The sequence below is a fragment of the Novosphingopyxis sp. genome (assembly GCF_965218915.1).
Lineage (GTDB): Bacteria > Pseudomonadota > Alphaproteobacteria > Sphingomonadales > Sphingomonadaceae > Novosphingopyxis.
Map to the genome: position 1 here is coordinate 1,350,961 of NZ_OZ244708.1, position 16,462 is coordinate 1,367,422.

Genomic DNA, 16,462 nt, shown 5'->3' on the forward strand with positions numbered 1-16,462 from the left:
GGAGAAGGATACGAAGTCTTGGCTCGCAGAACCCTAGACGCAGTTGGATGAGGGTGGGCGGCGCGTGAGCGCCATCGACAGCACGGTGCTGCGGAATGCCCCTCACCGCTGCGACTAACGAACAAGTTCGTAAGTGTCGCTCCTCTCCCGCGAGCGGGAGAGGGGAAGCTCGGCTCGGCTTGCCTTTCTATTCGAAATCGTCCGACAATCTCACAGCGTCCGCGCCGCGAACGTATCGCATTGCTGCGGATCGCCGGTTTCGATCCCGCGCTTCAGCCAGCGCATGCGCTGCTCGCTGGTGCCGTGGGTGAACATGCTCTCGACCGGGGCCTGGCCCGCCTCGCGCATCAGCGTGTCGTCGCCGATCGCGTGCGCCGCGGTCATGCCTTCCTCGACATCGCCCGGATCGAGCCGGTCCTTGTTCTGGCCGGCCCAGACGCCGGCATAGCAATCGGCCTGCAACTCCATGCGCACCTGCAGCTCGTTGCCCGCAGCCTGGCCGGCGCGCGCCTGGCGCTGGCGCACCTCGTCGGCGATGCCGCTCAGCTTCTGGATGTGGTGGCCGACTTCGTGCGCGATGACATAGGCCTCGGCAAAATCGCCCCCCGCGCCCATCTGTTCGCGCATCTGATTGAAAAAGCTGGTGTCGAGATAGACGCCCTGATCGGTCGGGCAGTAGAACGGCCCCATCGCCGATTGCGCCGCGCCGCAGCCCGATTGCTGCTGCTGGTCGTAGAAATAGAGACTGGCCGGGCGATAACCCGGGAGAAGCTGGCTCCAGGTCTGCTCGAGCGAGGTCAGCACGCGGCCGGAAAAGACTTCGGCGTCCGTGTCGTAGGTCTTGGCCGATTGATCCTGGGCTGCCTGGCCGCCCGGCCCACCGCCGCCGAGAAAACTCATTCCGCCGCCGGAAAACAGGAAAAATCCGACGATGGCAATGATCACGATGGTGCCGATGCCCATCTTCCGGCCCAGCAGCATCGGGAGCAGCCCGAGCAGCCCTCCCAATCCGCCCCCGCCGCCACCAAAGCCGCCGCCTCCCCGGCCGAGGTCATGCGCGTTGTCGCTGGGTTCCAGATCGTCGAGGCGCATTGCAATATTCCTTTACTCAAGCAGCAGGAGCCCGACGCTAGCACTGTTTCGTGGTGGGAACCATCGCCCGCCGCCGCCGGTTCCCCTGGCAACGATTCAAAGGCGGGAAATGGCGGATATCGAAGCAGAACCGAAACGTGCGAGCGGCGCGGCGCTGCCCTTGCCCGAGCAGACCGTCCTGCTGCTCCAGGGCGGCGGTGCGCTGGGATCGTTCCAGGCCGGCGTGTTCGAGGCGCTCGACGGCATGGCGATCCCGCTCACCTGCGTGGCGGGCATATCGATCGGCGCCGTGAACGCGGCGCTGATCGCGGGCAATCCGCCCGGAAAGCGGATCGCGGCGCTCAAGACATTCTGGGACATGGTGTCGGGCGGGATGCCCAATTTCGTGCTGCCGGAGAATAACCATGTGCGCGAGGGGGCGCACATCGCGGCCGCCGCCACCGTCGCCAGCTTCGGCGTGCCCGGCTTCTTCCGCCCGCATTGGATCATGCCGGACTGGGCCCCGCCCGGCAGCGAGGCCGCGATCAGCTATTATGACAGCGCGCCGCTCATCGAAACGCTGAACGAGATGGTCGACTGGGATTTGCTCAACGATGGGCCGATGCGGGTCGCGGTGGGCGCGGTCGATGTCGAGACCGGCAATTTCCAATATTTCGACACCCGCAGCGAGGAATGTCCGGTGCGCATCGACGCGCGGCATATCATGGCCTCGGGCGCGCTGCCGCCGGGCCTGCCCCCGGTGGAGATCGACGGACGCCATTATTGGGATGGCGGCCTCGTCTCCAACACGCCGTTGGGCTATATTCTCGATACGCAGGGCAGCGAGGATATCCTGATTTTCCAGGTCGATCTGTTCCCCGCGCGCGGGAAGCTGCCGCGCCGGATGAGCGACGTTTGGAGCCGCGAAAAGGACATCCGCTTTTCCAGCCGGACGCGTTCGGTCACCGATCAATATCTGCGGCTGCGCCGGGACCATGAGGCGATCCGCAAGCTGATCGATCGTCTGCCCGGGAAGCTGCAGGATGAGCCGGAAGTGAAGGCGCTGCGCGCGCGGGTCGCCGAAAGCGCGGTCAACGTCGTGCAACTCGTCTACCGCAGCCGCGCTTGGGAAACCGGGGCCAAGGATTTCGAATTCTCGCGCTCTGCGATGCTCGATCACTGGCACCAGGGCCACGAGGCGCTGTGCAAGTCGATCGACAAGGGCGACATCCTCGCCCGCAACATCGCCGACGGAAAGACCGCCGCGTTCGATCTGATCGACTGATGGGCTGCGGCTTCCCGCTCTGCCGTCATTGCGAGAAGCGAAGCGACGCGGCAATCCAGAGCTATTGCAGCGCTTGGCCGTTCTGGATTGCTTCGTCGCCTGACGGCTCCTCGCAATGACGTAGTTTTGAACCGATAGAAAAAAGGAGATCTCCCCCATGTTTCTCAAAGGCAAGACCGCGCTGGTCACCGGCTCCACTTCGGGCATCGGCTTGGCCTATGCCAAGGCGCTTGCAGTCGAGGGCGCGAACATCGTCATCAACGGTTTCGGTGACGCGGACGCGATCGAGGCCGAGCGCAAGGCGCTGGAGGAGACCAGCGGCGCGAAGGCGGTCTATTCCGATGCGGACCTGACCAAGCCCGAGCGGATCGAGGAGATGATGAAACTGGCGGCCCAGGAGTTTGGCGGGGTCGATATCCTGATCAACAACGCCGGCACCCAACATGTCGATCCGATCGAGGATTTCCCGGTCGACAAATGGGACCTGATCATCGCGCTCAACCTCACCTCCTCCTTCCACACGGTGCGCCATGCTGTACCCTATATGAAGGAACGGAGATGGGGCCGGATCATCGCCACCGCCTCGGCCCACAGCAAAGCCGCGTCGCCGTTCAAGACGGCTTACGTCACCGCCAAGCACGGGCTCGCCGGGTTCACCAAGACGATCGCGCTGGAACTGGCCGAACATGGCATCACTGCAAACGCGATCAGCCCGGGCTATGTCTGGACGTCGCTGGTCGAAAACCAGATTCCCGACACGATGAAGGCGCGCGGCATGAGCCGCGAGGACGTGATCAACAAGGTGCTGCTTGAGGGCCAGCCGACCAAGCAGTTCGTCACGCCCGAACAGGTCGCCGCGCTCGCGCTCTATCTGTGCCGCGACGAAGCCGCGCAGATTACCGGCGCCAACCTGTCGATCGACGGCGGCTGGACGGCCGAATAGGCGGCGGGGTCTCGGTCATTATCATCTGTCGTCATTGCGATCCCCGACTTGATCCGGAGGAAGCAATTCAGGGCGTGTAACGCTACAGTTGGCCTGGATCGCCTCGCCTACGGCTCGCAACGACGGGATGGGTATATGTGGAAACCCCAAGGCTAAACTCGAACAAGACCGAGGGTGTTCGGATAGCGAAAGATCGACTTTTCCACTCTTGCTGACCGATTTTTATCGCTTCGATCGATTAATGCCGTGGCCTATGCTATGATTGACGCAAATCTTTGAAATTCAGGAGAATCACAATGGACATGAAGACAACCGGTTCACCCGAAGGCTGCCCGCTGGGATTCGGCGGCGGCGTGCGCGGCCTGCTCGGCCGCCAGAACCGCGACTGGTGGCCCGATGCGCTCCAGCTCGAAATCCTCCACCATGGCGGCACCTCGCCCGATCCGATGGGCGAGGATTTCGATTATGTCGAAGCGTTCAAGAAGCTCGATTACCAGGCGCTCAAGCAGGATCTGCATGCGCTCATGACCGACAGCCAGCCTTGGTGGCCGGCCGATTACGGACATTACGGCCCGTTCTTCGTCCGCATGGCATGGCATGCGGCAGGCACCTACCGCACGGCCGACGGCCGCGGCGGCGCATCGACCGGGCAGCAGCGTTTCGCGCCGCTCAGCAGCTGGCCCGACAACGCCAATCTGGACAAGGCCCGGCGCCTGCTGTGGCCGATCAAGCAGAAATACGGGAAGCATATCAGCTGGGCCGATCTGCTCATCCTCACCGGCAATGTCGCGATCGAATCGATGGGCGGCCCGGTTTTCGGATTCGGCGGCGGACGCAAGGACGATTTCGAGCCGGAAACCGGTGTCTATTGGGGCACCGAGGAAAATTGGGTCGGGGGCGAGGAAACCCGTATCCAGCCCGACAAGGAAATGGCGCTAGAGAACCCGCTGGCCGCGATCCAGATGGGATTGATCTATGTCAATCCGGAAGGCCCCGGTGGCAATCCCGATCCGCAGGGCTCGGCGCGAGACATTCGCGAGACCTTCGCGCGCATGGCGATGAACGACGAGGAAACCGTCGCGCTCACCGCCGGTGGCCACACGTTCGGCAAATGCCACGGCGCGGGCGACGCCAATCTGGTCGGCGCGGAGCCGGAGGGCGCGGACGTCGCCTTCCAGGGCCTCGGCTGGACCAGCGGTTTCGAAACCGGGATGGGCGAGCATGCCATCACCTCGGGTCTCGAAGGCGCGTGGACGACCACGCCGATCCAGTGGGACATGGATTATTTCGACATGCTGCTCGATCATGATTACGAGATCGTGATGAGCCCGGCGGGCGCGCAGCAGTGGCAGCCCAAGGTCGACGGCGATGACGAGCTGGCCCCCGCCGCGCACGACGCTTCGAAGCGCGTGCCGACGATGATGACCACCGCCGACATGGCGATGAAGGTCGATCCGGAATATCGCAAGATCATGCAGAAATTCCGCGACGATCCGGCCTATTTCGCCGACGCCTTTGCCCGTGCGTGGTTCAAGCTGACGCACCGCGATATGGGCCCGAAGGTCCGCTATCACGGCCCCGAGGTTCCTTCCGAAGATCTCATCTGGCAGGACCCGATTCCCGCCGGAACGCAGATTGCGGACGGTGATGTCGCCGAGTTGAAGAAGGCGATCTTGGACAGCGGCCTCACCATCGCCGAACTGGTCAAGGCGGCCTGGGCGTCGGCCTCGACCTTCCGCAAATCGGACTATCGCGGCGGTGCCAATGGCGCGCGCGTACGTCTCGCCCCGCAAAAGGGTTGGGCGGTCAACGATCCGGACGAACTGTCCAAGGTCCTGTCCAAGCTGGAAGAGATCAGGGGCGACAAGTCCATCTCGCTGGCCGATCTCATCGTGCTGGGCGGTACGGCCGCGGTCGAGAAGGCGGCGAAGGATGCCGGTTTCAATATCGCGGTGCCGTTCACCAGCGGCCGCGGCGACGCGACCGACGAGCAGACCGATGGCGAAAGCTTCGAGCCGCTCGAGCCCAAGGCCGATGGTTTCCGCAACTATCTGTCGACCAAGCACAGCGTGAAGACCGAAGAGCTGATGCTCGACCGCGCGCAGCTGCTCGGCCTCTCGGCACCCGAAATGACGGTGCTGGTCGGTGGGCTTCGCGTGCTCGGTGCCAATCAGGGCAACAGCAAGCAGGGCGTGCTGACGGATCGTCCGGGTCAGCTGACCAACGATTTCTTCGTCAACCTGCTCGACATGAAGACCGCGTGGAAGGTGGTCGACGAGAGCGGCGACGAGGAGTTTGTCGGTTCCGACCGGGCGAGCAACGAAGAGAAATGGCGCGCCACACGCACCGATCTGATCTTCGGCTCGAACTCGCAGCTGCGCGCGATTTCCGAGGTCTATGCCGAAAACGGCCATGAAGAGAAGTTCGTCAAGGACTTCGTCAAGGTCTGGACCAAGGTGATGAACGCGGACCGTTACGACCTCGTCTGAGGCGACCGGTCAGCCCAGCGGTTCTTGCGAGACCGACCCGCCCTTCTTCGCTCCGTTTCGGCGGCGCGCAGAGGGGCGGGTTGTCCATATGAAACGCCGAACGATCGCGTGGAATGACGAGATCGCGAGTCCTCGAACAGGTCAGCGCAACTGGGTCGGGTTCAGCGGCGGACCGACGTCGACGTTACCGGCAACCGGAGCGCCGGCTAGAGCTTGAGGCGGCGCTAGTGGTTGCGGCGCAGGCGGTGGGCTCGGCGCGGGCGTGGAGGCATCGAAGGAGGTCGGCGATCCATCGATCCCGCCGGGCGACCCGCTGAAGGTCGGCTGTGCATCGATCGTGAAATCGGTCGGCATTTCGGCGGTCATGTCGACCATCGGTGCCCGTGGAGGCGGCACGGCGGCGGGTTCTTGCGGGGGGGGCTGGAGTTCGGCGGCATCGGGCCGATCGGAGGCGGGACCGTCGGGTGATGGTAGGACGAATCCCATCAGCACGGCAAAGCCGATCACGCCCCACAGCAATTTGGTGTTTCGATCCATAAGACTGCCGGATTAGGCCGGCTGAATTAAGGATCTGTTGATGAGAAAGGGCCGGCCCTTCCGCAGAAGGACCGGCCCGACTGTGCCGATCGCTATTGCTCCTGCCCGCGATCGCCTCTCCTTATTCCGCGGCTTCGGCGAACTGATCGGCCTCGGTCGATTCGGCCAGCGCCGTGGTCGAGCTGGTGCCGCCGGTGAGAGCGTTCGCCACCATGTCGAAATAGCCGGTGCCGACTTCGCGCTGGTGGCGGGTGGCGGTGTAGCCGTGTTGCTCGGCGCCGAATTCGGCCTGCTGCAGTTCCGAATAGGCGGCCATGCCGCGGTCCTTGTAGCCGCGGGCCAGCTCGAACATGCCGTAATTGAGCTGGTGGAAACCGGCCAGGGTGACGAACTGGAACTTGTACCCCATCGCGCCGAGCTCGCGCTGATATTTGGCGATGGTGTCCTTGTCCAGATTGGCTTCCCAGTTGAAGCTGGGCGAGCAGTTATAGGCCAGCATCTTGTTCGGATATTCGCGTTTGATCGCTTCGGCGAAGCGGCGGGCGTCGTCCAGATTGGGCTTGGACGTTTCCCACCACAACAGATCGGCATGGGCGGCAAAGGCGAGGCCGCGCTTGATGCAATGATCGACGCCGGTGCCGTCCTTCAGGCGGAAGAAGCCTTCGGGCGTGCGCTCGCCGGTGATGAACTCATGGTCGCGCTCGTCGATATCGCTGGTGAGCAGCTTGGCGCTTTCGGCATCGGTGCGCGCGCAGATGACGGTGGGCACGCCCATGACGTCGGCGGCCAGGCGCGCGGCATCCAGGTTGCGGATATGCGCCTGCGTCGGGATCAGCACCTTGCCGCCCAGATGGCCGCATTTCTTTTCGCTTGCGAGCTGGTCCTCGTAATGCACGCCCGCCGCACCGGCCGCAATATAGGCCTTCATGATCTCGAAGCAGTTGAGCGGGCCGCCGAAACCGGCCTCCGCGTCGGCGACGATCGGCGCGAACCAGTCGCGTTGGCTACCGCCTTCGCTATGTTCGATCTGGTCGGCGCGCTGCAGCGCATTGTTGATCTTGCGGGCGAGCTCCGGCCCGGCATTGGCGGGATAGAGCGATTGGTCGGGATACATCGCGCCCGCGGTGTTGGCGTCCGCCGCGACCTGCCAGCCGGACAGATAGATCGCCTTCAAGCCCGCGCGCACCATCTGCATCGCCTGATTGCCGGACATGGCGCCCAGCGCGTTGATATAATCCTCACTCTTGAGCAGCTTCCACAGCGTGGCCGCGCCGCGCTTGGCCAGCGTATTCTCGACCAGCACCGACCCGCGCAGCTTCTGCACGTCCTCGGGGCTGTAGGGGCGCTCGATCCCGTCGAAGCGACCCTCGGGCAGGTCTGTGAACAGCGCGTTGAAATCGGTCATGGGAATTTCCTTTGTGAATATGCCTAGACTGTAATCTCACCACGCCGAAAATCGAAAACAATTTACAGCTAATTTGGGTCAATGACATGCTAAATAGCTCTCCAATCGATAAAGTAGTAAAATATTGACAAATCGGTATTTGTCGCACACCGCACGTCATGGCCGATGCAAAGCTCTTCGCCGGACCCGCGATCCGCCGCTTGCGCCGCGAGCGCGACCTGACCCAGATCGCGCTGGCCGAGGGGCTCGATATCTCGGCCAGCTATCTCAACCTGATCGAACGCAACCAGCGTCCGCTGACCGCGCCCTTGCTGATGAAGCTGGCGGAGCGCTTCGATATCGCGCCGTCGGCCTTGCAGCGCGGCGAGCCGGGCGGCGGGGTCGATGCGCTGCGGCGGCGGCTGGCCGATCCGCTGTTCGCCGAAATCGATGTCGACCGGCGAGAGATCGAGGATCTGCTGTCCTACGCCCCGTCAATGGCTGAAGCCTTTGCGCGGCTGTTCGATCAAGGACCGCGCGGTAACACCGCGGTGCCGGGCGGACAGGCAAACGCGACCGCCAAGGTTGCCGCCGAGGTGTCGCGTTGGCGCAACCATTTCGCCGATCTCGATGTCGCGGCGGAGGAGCTGGCCGACGAATTGCGTTTGCAGGCCGCCGATCTCTATGCCGCGCTGGCCGAGCGTCTGCGCAGCCGTCACGAATTGTCGATCCGCATCCTGCCGTCGGATGTGCTGCCCGGGACGCTGCGGCGGCTCGATCTGCACGCGCGGCAATTGCAGCTGAGCGAATGGCTGGCACCGCAGGCGCGCACTTTTCATGCGGCCTGCCAACTGGCGCTGCTCGAACAGGGCCGGGCGATCGAAAATCTGATAAAGGCCGCCGGGTTCGACGATCGCTCGGCCGATATCCTGTACCGGCGCCATCTGGTCGGTTATTTCGCCGCGGCGCTGATGATGCCCTATGGCCGCTTCCTGCGCGCCTGCGATGCCAGCGGCTATGACGTCCGGCTGCTCGAACGGCGCTTCGGCGCCAGTTTCGAGCAGGTTGCGCATCGCCTCACCACCTTGCAGCGGGTCGGACAGCGCGGGCTGCCCTTCTTCATGATGCGCATCGACCGCGCCGGTATCGTTTCCAAGCGGTTTGCCGGCGGCAGCGAGTCGCCGCTGGCGCTGGCCGAGGGGCGCTGTCCCTTGTGGTCGGTCCACCGCGCCTTCGACCGGCCGGGCGATCTCATCGCGCAGCTGGTGACGCTGGAGGACGGTAGCGCCTGGTTCACGCTGTCCGGCGCGGTGCGCGGCAGGGCGCTCGATGCTGATCGGCCCGATCCGGAATTCGCGCTGGTTTTTGGCCTCTCGGCCGAGTTGGCGCGACCGCTGCGCCATGCCCGCCCGGCCGATCTGACCGGCAATGTCGGCACGGCGATCGGGCTCGGCTGCACTATCTGTTACCGCACCGACTGCGCGCAGCGCTCGCAACCGCCACAGGGCCGGGTCCTGCGGTCCAACGTGCGAGAACGCAAGATCGTCGCTTTCGATTTCCTCGACGATTGAGCCGGAAGACCCGAGAATTCCGCGGTGGAACCTTCCAAGGATGCGAAGGTTGTTGTGGAAGCGAAACTATTTAGGGTGATGATTATGACCACTGAAGAACGACGTACCGAAAAGTTCGAAGACGGCTCGACGCACACCACCACGGTGATCGAGCGCGACGGCGTGGAGACTCGCCGCGGCGGCGGAAGCGGCATATTGATCGGTGCCATTTTACTGATCGCATTGGTCGTCGGCGGTTATTTTCTCATGCAGATGAGCAACAGCAACGCGGCCAAGAACGACGCCGTCAGCTCAGCCGCAAGCGATGTCGGTGACGCTGCACAGAATGTCGGCGACGCGGCTCAGGACGCGGCCGATAATTTAAGCAAATAGGCTTATCCGGGGCGGGCCAATGGGTCCGCCCCGAAGATGTCGGTGGTTTCGACGCCCGCTGTAAAGTTAACCGACATTTCACGCCTGGCGTATAACGCTGCCGGACCACAAGAAAGGTCGATCGGCATCCGTGGTCAGGTTGTTCAAACATTATGTGCCGCATGCGGTGCTGTTTCTGAGTCTCATCGACTTCGTCCTGCTGATCGCGGCGGCGGAGATCGGCTGGGCGCTGCGCGCCCATCAAATCGGTATGGAACTCAGCCATATCGGCGATCGCGCGGCTTCTCTGTTCAGCTTTGGTCTCGCGCTCGAACTCGCCGCGGTGGGTGTCGGCGCTTATAGTCCGCAGGCTCTGCAATCGGTTCGCTTCGCCACCGCGCGCTGGCTGGTCGCGGTGTCGCTCGGCATCATCCTTCTCGCGATCCTGGCGTTCGCTTTTCCCGGCATAACGCTGTGGCGCTCGATCTCGCTCTACGCGATGGTCATTTCGTTCCTGCTGATCTTCACCAACCGCGTGCTGCTCAGCAGCCTGATCGGCGGCGAAGCGTTCAAGCGGCGCATGATCGTGCTCGGCGCGGGCAAGCGCGCCGATCGTATCCGCTTGCTCGAAGAACGCACCGGCAGCGGTTTCACCGTCGTCAGCTATATCGCGATGAGCGAGGGCGAACAGGTGGTCGAGGAAGCGATCGCCCGCGGCGCGATCAAGAATCTCAAGAAATTCGTGGTCAAGATGAATGCCAGCGAGGTGGTGCTGGCGCTGGAGGAGCGCCGCAACGCGTTGCCGCTCGACGATCTCCTGCGCATCAAGACCACCGGCGTGCACGTCAACGATCTGTCGACCTTTTTGGAGCGCGAGACCGGCCGGGTCGATCTCGACAGCGTCAATCCGAGCTGGCTGATCTTTTCCGACGGCTTCTCCTCGGGCCGCCGGCTCTCGACCATCGCCAAGCGGGGCTTCGATGTGGCCGCGAGCGGCGCGCTGCTGTTGCTGACCGGCCCGCTGATCCTGCTGTTCGCATTGCTGGTGAAGCTGGAGAGCAAGGGCCCGGCCTTCTTCCGTCAGAGCCGTGTCGGCCTGTTTGGCGAAAGCTTCCAGATCCTTAAACTACGCTCGATGCGCAGCGATGCCGAGGTGGACGGCAAGGCGATCTGGGCGAGCGAGAACGATCCGCGCATCACCCGCATCGGCCGGCTGATCCGCAAGGTGCGCATCGACGAACTGCCCCAGGCGTGGAGCGTTTTGAAGGGCGAGATGAGCTTCGTCGGTCCGCGCCCCGAACGCCCCGAATTCGTGTCCGAGCTGGAACGCGAAATGCCCTATTATGCCGAACGCCACATGGTGAAGCCGGGCATCACCGGCTGGGCGCAGATCAACTATCCCTATGGCGCCAGTGTCGAGGATGCCAGGCAAAAACTGGAATATGACCTGTATTACGCCAAGAATTATACGCCCTTCCTGGACCTGCTGATCCTGCTCCAGACGCTGCGCGTGGTGCTGTGGCCGGACGGCGCGCGGTGAACGATCTCGCCTTCTGGAGCGGGGGGCTATCCGCCTTCGCCTTTACCGCGCTGGCGATCTGGCTGCATCATCGCGGTAAAGGGCGACGCGCGCCCGACAAGGCGCTGATTGCCGCATTGCTGCTGACCGCGAGCTGGAGCATTTCGGTCGCGCTCGCCGGACCCGCTTCGCTCGCCGCGTCGCTGGGCGAGACGCTGCGCAATCTGGGCTGGCTCGCCTTTCTCTACACGATCGTGCGCCGCACCGGCAAAGCCCCGGCCACGATCGGCGCGCTGATCGGCGTGCTGCTCTATGTCCTCATGGGTCTGGCGATCTGGGACCTCATTCGCGATCAGCCGATCGGCCCGCTGGAGGCGTCGCTGCGGATGCTGTTCGCGGTCGGTGCGCTGGTGCTGGTGCACAATCTCTATCATCTGGCGGGCGCTCGCAGGCAAAGCGGGATGGCGCTGGCGCTCGCGACTCTGGCGGCGATCTGGACCTATGATCTGGGGATGTATCTGTTCGCGATGCTGCCCGGCTATGGCCCCGGCCTGCTGCTGTCTGCGCGCGGCCTGGCGCTGGCGATGATGGCGCCCCTGCTCGCCTACGCCTTGCGCGACAGCGCGCGCTGGCGTTTCGCGCTGTCGCATCAGGCGGCGTTCCGTTTCGCCTCGATCGGCGTGATCGCTCTTTATTTGGGCGCGGCGATGCTGCTGGCGGCGGTCGTGGGCAAGCTGTCCGGGGCGGCGGGTCTGCTGATTATGTTCGTGATGTCGCTCGCCGCGCTGCCGGCGATCCCGTCCGACCGTTTGCGCGCCTCGATCAAGGTGCACATCGCCAAGCATTTCTTCCGCCACCGCTATGATTATCGCACCGAATGGATGCGCTTCGCCGATACGGTGGGCGCGCCCGGCGGCACCGATCTTGCAATGGGCGCGCGCGTGGCCAAGGCGCTCGCCGACGTGCTCGGCGCGCCCGAGGGCCTGTTGCTGCTGCGCTCCGGCGCCAACGGATTTTGCGCCGGGGGCCGCTGGAATTGGGATGGCGACATCCCCGGACCCTTCGCCGAAGCGGCGACCGCGTTGTTCGAGAGCAGCGGCTATATCGCCGATTGCGATGCGATCCGGGCGGGCGTCGACGGGCGGATCGAAGCCGATTGGCTGCCCGACGCGGTAACGCTGGAGGGGCGCATCTTCGCGATCGTTCCGCTCGTCCATCTCGGCCGGCTGGTCGGGCTGGCGCTGCTCGGTCGTCCGCAGCAGGCGCGCTCGCTCGACTGGGAGGATTTCGATATCCTGCGCGCCGCGGGGCGCCAGGCGGCGAGCTATCTGGCCGAGGCAGAGGGGCAGGCACGGCTGGTCGAAACGCGCCAGTTCGACGAGTTCAACCGCCGCTTCGCCTTTGTGATGCACGACATCAAGAATGTCGTCAGCCAGCTCGCCCTGCTCGCCCGCAATGCCGAGCGCCATGCCGAAAATCCCGAATTTCGCGCCGACATGATCGCCACGCTGAAAAGCTCTTCGGCCAAGATGCAGGATCTGCTCGCGCGGCTCGACGGCAAGGGCACCGCACCCGCCGCAGAGCTTCGCCCGATACTGCTGACCGAGATCGTCCGCGATCTGGTGCCCATCGCGGGCACCCGGCACCCGGTCGACCTCAGCGAAGTCGGACGCGGCCTGGCGGTGAGCGCCGACCCGGACCGGCTGCGCACCATCCTGACGCATCTGCTGCAGAACGCGGTCGATGCAAGTTCGGCGGGCTCGCCGATATGTTTTCGCAGCCATCTGGGCGGCGGACAGGTGCGGCTCGATCTGATCGACCGTGGCTGCGGCATGGACGAAGCGTTCATGAGCGAGGCGCTGTTCCGCCCGTTCCAGTCGAGCAAGGAAGGCGGCTTCGGCATCGGCGCCCATGAGGCGCGCACGCTGGCGCGCTCGATGGGCGGCGAGGTAACCGCGATCAGCCGTCCGGGCCATGGCTCGACCTTCACGCTGTCGCTGCCGCTGGCCGACCACCATGCCCGAAAGGAAGCCGCCTGATGGCCGAGCCCAAAGCCAAATTGCTCGTCATCGAGGACGACGAGGGGCTGCAGCGCCAGCTCAAATGGGCCTATGAGGATTGGGACGTGGTCGCCGCCGGCAACCGGGCGGAAGCGATCGCGCTGCTGCGTTCGGAAGAGCCGCAGGTGGCGACGCTAGATCTCGGCCTGCCGCCGGACCCGGACGGGACCAGCGAGGGCTTCGCCACCCTCGCCGAGATGCTGCGATTGAAGCCCGACCTCAAGGTCGTCGTCGCTTCCGGCCATGGCCGCCGCGAAAGCGCGCAGGCCGCGATCGCGGGCGGCGCGTGGGATTTTTATCAGAAGCCGATCGATATCGACGAGCTTCATCTGATCGTTCGCCGCGCCTTCCACGTGCGTGCGCTCGAACAGGAAAATCGGCGGCTCAGCGAAGCGGGAACGGCCGAGGGCGGGCCGTTCGGCGGGCTGATGACCGCAGCGCCGGAAATGACCAAGACCCTGCGCACGCTCGAACGTGTTGCCGCCACGCAGGTGTCGGTGATGCTGCAGGGCGCCAGCGGCACCGGCAAGGAACTGCTCGCCAAGGGATTGCACGCCGCGAGCGACCGTGCGGACGGACCGTTCGTGGCGATCAACTGCGCCGCGATCCCCGAGACGCTGCTCGAGGCGGAACTGTTCGGCCATGAAAAAGGCGCGTTCACCGGCGCGGTCAAGACCGTCGAGGGCAAGATCGAGCTGGCCGGGGGCGGCACGCTGTTTCTGGACGAGGTCGGCGACATCCCGCTGGCGCTACAGGTCAAATTGCTGCGCTTCGTGCAGGAGCGGGTGATCGAGCGGGTGGGGGGACGCAAGGCGATCCCCGTCGATGTGCGCATCGTCACCGCCACGCACCGCGATCTGGCGGCAATGATCGCCGAGGAAAGCTTTCGCGAAGACCTCTATTATCGGCTCGCCGAGATCGTCGTCCCGATCCCGACCCTGGCCGAACGCACCGGCGACGCCGCGCTGCTCGCCCGGCATTTCCTCGGCCGGTTCGCCGCCGAGATGAACCCGCGCGTGGCCGGTTTCGCGCCCGATGCGGTCGCCGCGCTGGAGGCGCATGCCTGGCCGGGCAATGTGCGCGAGCTGGAAAACCGCATGAAGCGCGCGGTGATCATGGCCGAGGGCAAGCGTGTCCGTGCCGCCGATCTCGACCTCGACGCGCCCGAAGCGGATGACGACCGGGACCTCATCAATCTGAAGACGGTGCGCGAAATCGCCGATCGCAAGGCGATCCGCCGCGCCATCGCGCGCACCGGGGGCAACATCTCGAACGCGGCCAAGCTGCTCGGCATCAGCCGCCCCACGCTTTACGATCTGCTGAAGCAATATGAGCTGCAGGGCTGAACACCGGCCCCGCCGCGCCCTAGTCCTGTGGCTGGCGGCGCTCGGGCTGCTGGCCACGGGGCTACCGCTCGCCGCCGCGGACAACGCGTCTGCGGCGCCGCCCGCCTTTGCCCGCGCGCAAAGCTTTGCCGATGCGCAGAATCACCGCGCCGCGCGCATCGAACTGATGAACGCCATCGAACAGGACCCGGACTGGGCGCCCGCGCATGTCGCGCTGGCGATCAGCGATCTGCGCCTGTTCGATCCGGTCGGCGCCGAGACGGAGCTGCACAAGGCGGCCAAGCTCGGCATCGAGGTCGGCGAATTGCGCCATTTGCTTGGCGAATCCTACTGGCTGCAGGGGCGTTACGATGATGCGCTGGCGCAGCTCGAAGCGGACGACGTGACGCCTGAACATCGCGCTTATGCCGCGCGTATCGCGGGCCGCGTCTATCTCGACAAAGGCGATATGGACGCCGCGCGCGCCGCGTTCGACAGGGCGCTGGCCGAGCGCGGCGACGACGCGCTGCTGTGGACCGATGTCGGCCGCTTCCGGCTGGTGGCGGGCGATATGGGCGGCGCGATCGAGGCCGCCGACCGCGCGATCGCCAGCGACGGGCGCAACGTCCGCGCGCTGGAGTTCCGCGGGCGCCTCGTGCGGTCTCAATATGGCCTGGCGGCCGCGCTGCCCTGGTTCGAACAGGGGCTGGCCGAGGCACCGGACGATGTGCCGCTGCTGGTCGAATATGGATCGACGCTGGGCGATCTCGGGCGGCATGCCGACATGCTCAAGGTGGCGCGCAGGATCGCCGCGCTCGAGCCGGACAATCCGCGCAGCTACTACATGCAGGCGGTGATCGCGGCGCGCGCGCACCAGTTCGCGCTGGCCCAGCGGCTGATCGCCAAGACAGGGGGGCGGATGGACGATTTGCCCGCGATGCTGCTCCTGAGCGGCGGCGTGGAATATGGTCTCGGCAATGATCTGATCGCGGCGGGGCTGTGGTCGCGCCTGTCGGAGATGCAGCCGCTCAACCCGCGCGCGCGGGTGCTTGCGGCGCGCGCGCTATACCGTGCGGGCGATGCCCATGGCGCGGCCGGCAAGCTTCCCGGCGATACGGCGTCGGACAGCGGCAGCTATGGCGAATTGCTGTTGGCGCGCGCGTTCGAGGCGATGGGCGAGCGTGACGATGCCATGACGATGCTCGATCGCTCGCAGATTTCGGGCGAAGCGGCTTCGGCCATAGCTTCCGCGGCGGGCGATGGCCCGGCGGCGGCGGTGCGCGCGCGCCTGGCCGAGGGTGATCGTGACGGCGCGCTGGCGCTGGCGCGCGACCTGCAGCTTCGTAATCCGGGCGTCGCCGATGCGCATGTGTTGGTCGGCGATCTGCTCGCCGAGACCGGGGACGCAGGCGGGGCGATGGACGCCTATGCGCGCGCCGAAGCGCTCGATTTCTCGCCGCCCCTGATGATGCGGATGGTGCAGCTGGCGCAGCGCGCCAACGATCTGGCGACCGTGCGCGACGTGCTGACGCGCTTCCTGCGCTTCAATCCGGCGGACCTGTCCGCGCGCAGGATGCTCGCGGGCTATTATCTCAATATGGGAGCGAATGATGCGGCGGCCGCGCTTTACGGCGATCTGATCGCGGTGCTGGGACCGAACGACGCGTTGCTGCAGACCGATTACGCCCGCGCCTTGCTGGCGAACGGCGATACCGCCAAGGCGCTCTCTCATGCCCGCATGGCCTATCGCGTGCAGCCGGGCAATCCCGTCGCGGTCAACGTCTATGGCTATATCGCGCTCGAAGTGGGCGAGGCCGACGAGGCGGTGGAAATATTGGAAAAGGCGGTGGCGATGTTACCGGGCAACGCGCTTGCGCGGCAGCATCTGGCATTGGCGAAAACGGCGGCCGAGAACCCCTCCTGAACC

At 65.0% G+C, this 16,462-nt stretch carries 12 protein-coding genes; 9 read left to right on the top strand and 3 right to left on the bottom strand.

Features of this window, described 5'->3' with window-relative positions; translation table 11 throughout:
- Positions 1-210: 210 nt before the first annotated feature.
- A complete protein-coding gene (locus ACOQPC_RS06205) occupies positions 211-1,092 on the bottom strand; it encodes a neutral zinc metallopeptidase (RefSeq protein WP_420607768.1) in 882 nt (293 codons plus the stop codon).
- Between the two features lie 109 nt (positions 1,093-1,201).
- On the opposite strand from ACOQPC_RS06205, the gene ACOQPC_RS06210 reads away from it, so the two are divergent.
- From ACOQPC_RS06210 to katG, 3 genes are all read left to right on the top strand, one after another.
- On the top strand, positions 1,202-2,356 hold the full coding sequence (locus ACOQPC_RS06210) for a DUF3734 domain-containing protein (protein ID WP_420607769.1): 1,155 nt from the start codon (positions 1,202-1,204) through the stop codon (positions 2,354-2,356).
- Between the two features lie 157 nt (positions 2,357-2,513).
- Positions 2,514-3,299, top strand: coding sequence for a 3-hydroxybutyrate dehydrogenase (locus ACOQPC_RS06215; protein WP_420607770.1), 786 nt, complete (start codon positions 2,514-2,516; stop codon positions 3,297-3,299).
- Between the two features lie 296 nt (positions 3,300-3,595).
- A complete protein-coding gene (gene katG / locus ACOQPC_RS06220; protein WP_420607771.1) occupies positions 3,596-5,788 on the top strand; it encodes a catalase/peroxidase HPI in 2,193 nt (730 codons plus the stop codon).
- A 141-nt stretch (positions 5,789-5,929) separates the two neighbouring features.
- On the opposite strand, the gene ACOQPC_RS06225 is transcribed toward katG, so the two are convergent.
- On the bottom strand, positions 5,930-6,325 hold the full coding sequence (locus ACOQPC_RS06225; protein WP_420607772.1) for a hypothetical protein: 396 nt from the start codon (positions 6,323-6,325) through the stop codon (positions 5,930-5,932).
- A 121-nt stretch (positions 6,326-6,446) separates the two neighbouring features.
- Positions 6,447-7,730, bottom strand: coding sequence for an isocitrate lyase (gene aceA / locus ACOQPC_RS06230; protein ID WP_420607773.1), 1,284 nt, complete (start codon positions 7,728-7,730; stop codon positions 6,447-6,449).
- A gap of 158 nt (positions 7,731-7,888) precedes the next feature.
- Here aceA and ACOQPC_RS06235 point away from each other — a divergent pair, with 158 nt between their 5' ends.
- From ACOQPC_RS06235 to ACOQPC_RS06260, 6 genes are all read left to right on the top strand, one after another.
- Positions 7,889-9,280, top strand: a complete 1,392-nt coding sequence (locus ACOQPC_RS06235; RefSeq protein ID WP_420607774.1) for a helix-turn-helix domain-containing protein — start codon at positions 7,889-7,891, stop codon at positions 9,278-9,280.
- An 84-nt stretch (positions 9,281-9,364) separates the two neighbouring features.
- Positions 9,365-9,652, top strand: a complete 288-nt coding sequence (locus tag ACOQPC_RS06240) for a hypothetical protein (RefSeq protein ID WP_420607775.1) — start codon at positions 9,365-9,367, stop codon at positions 9,650-9,652.
- 130 nt (positions 9,653-9,782) lie between these two features.
- Positions 9,783-11,171 carry a TIGR03013 family XrtA/PEP-CTERM system glycosyltransferase gene (locus ACOQPC_RS06245; protein WP_420607776.1) on the top strand — a complete coding sequence of 463 codons (1,389 nt, stop codon included), beginning with the start codon at positions 9,783-9,785 and terminating at the stop codon, positions 11,169-11,171.
- On the top strand, positions 11,168-13,189 hold the full coding sequence (gene prsK, locus ACOQPC_RS06250) for an XrtA/PEP-CTERM system histidine kinase PrsK (RefSeq protein WP_420607777.1): 2,022 nt from the start codon (positions 11,168-11,170) through the stop codon (positions 13,187-13,189). Before ACOQPC_RS06245 ends, prsK begins: the two co-directional genes overlap by 4 nt.
- Positions 13,189-14,556: a PEP-CTERM-box response regulator transcription factor gene (prsR, locus tag ACOQPC_RS06255; RefSeq protein ID WP_420607778.1), complete on the top strand. Its 1,368-nt coding sequence runs from the start codon at positions 13,189-13,191 to the stop codon at positions 14,554-14,556. The genes prsK and prsR overlap by 1 nt, the downstream gene beginning before the upstream one ends.
- Positions 14,540-16,459, top strand: coding sequence for a tetratricopeptide repeat protein (locus ACOQPC_RS06260; protein ID WP_420607779.1), 1,920 nt, complete (start codon positions 14,540-14,542; stop codon positions 16,457-16,459). The genes prsR and ACOQPC_RS06260 overlap by 17 nt, the downstream gene beginning before the upstream one ends.
- Positions 16,460-16,462 lie beyond the last annotated feature (3 nt).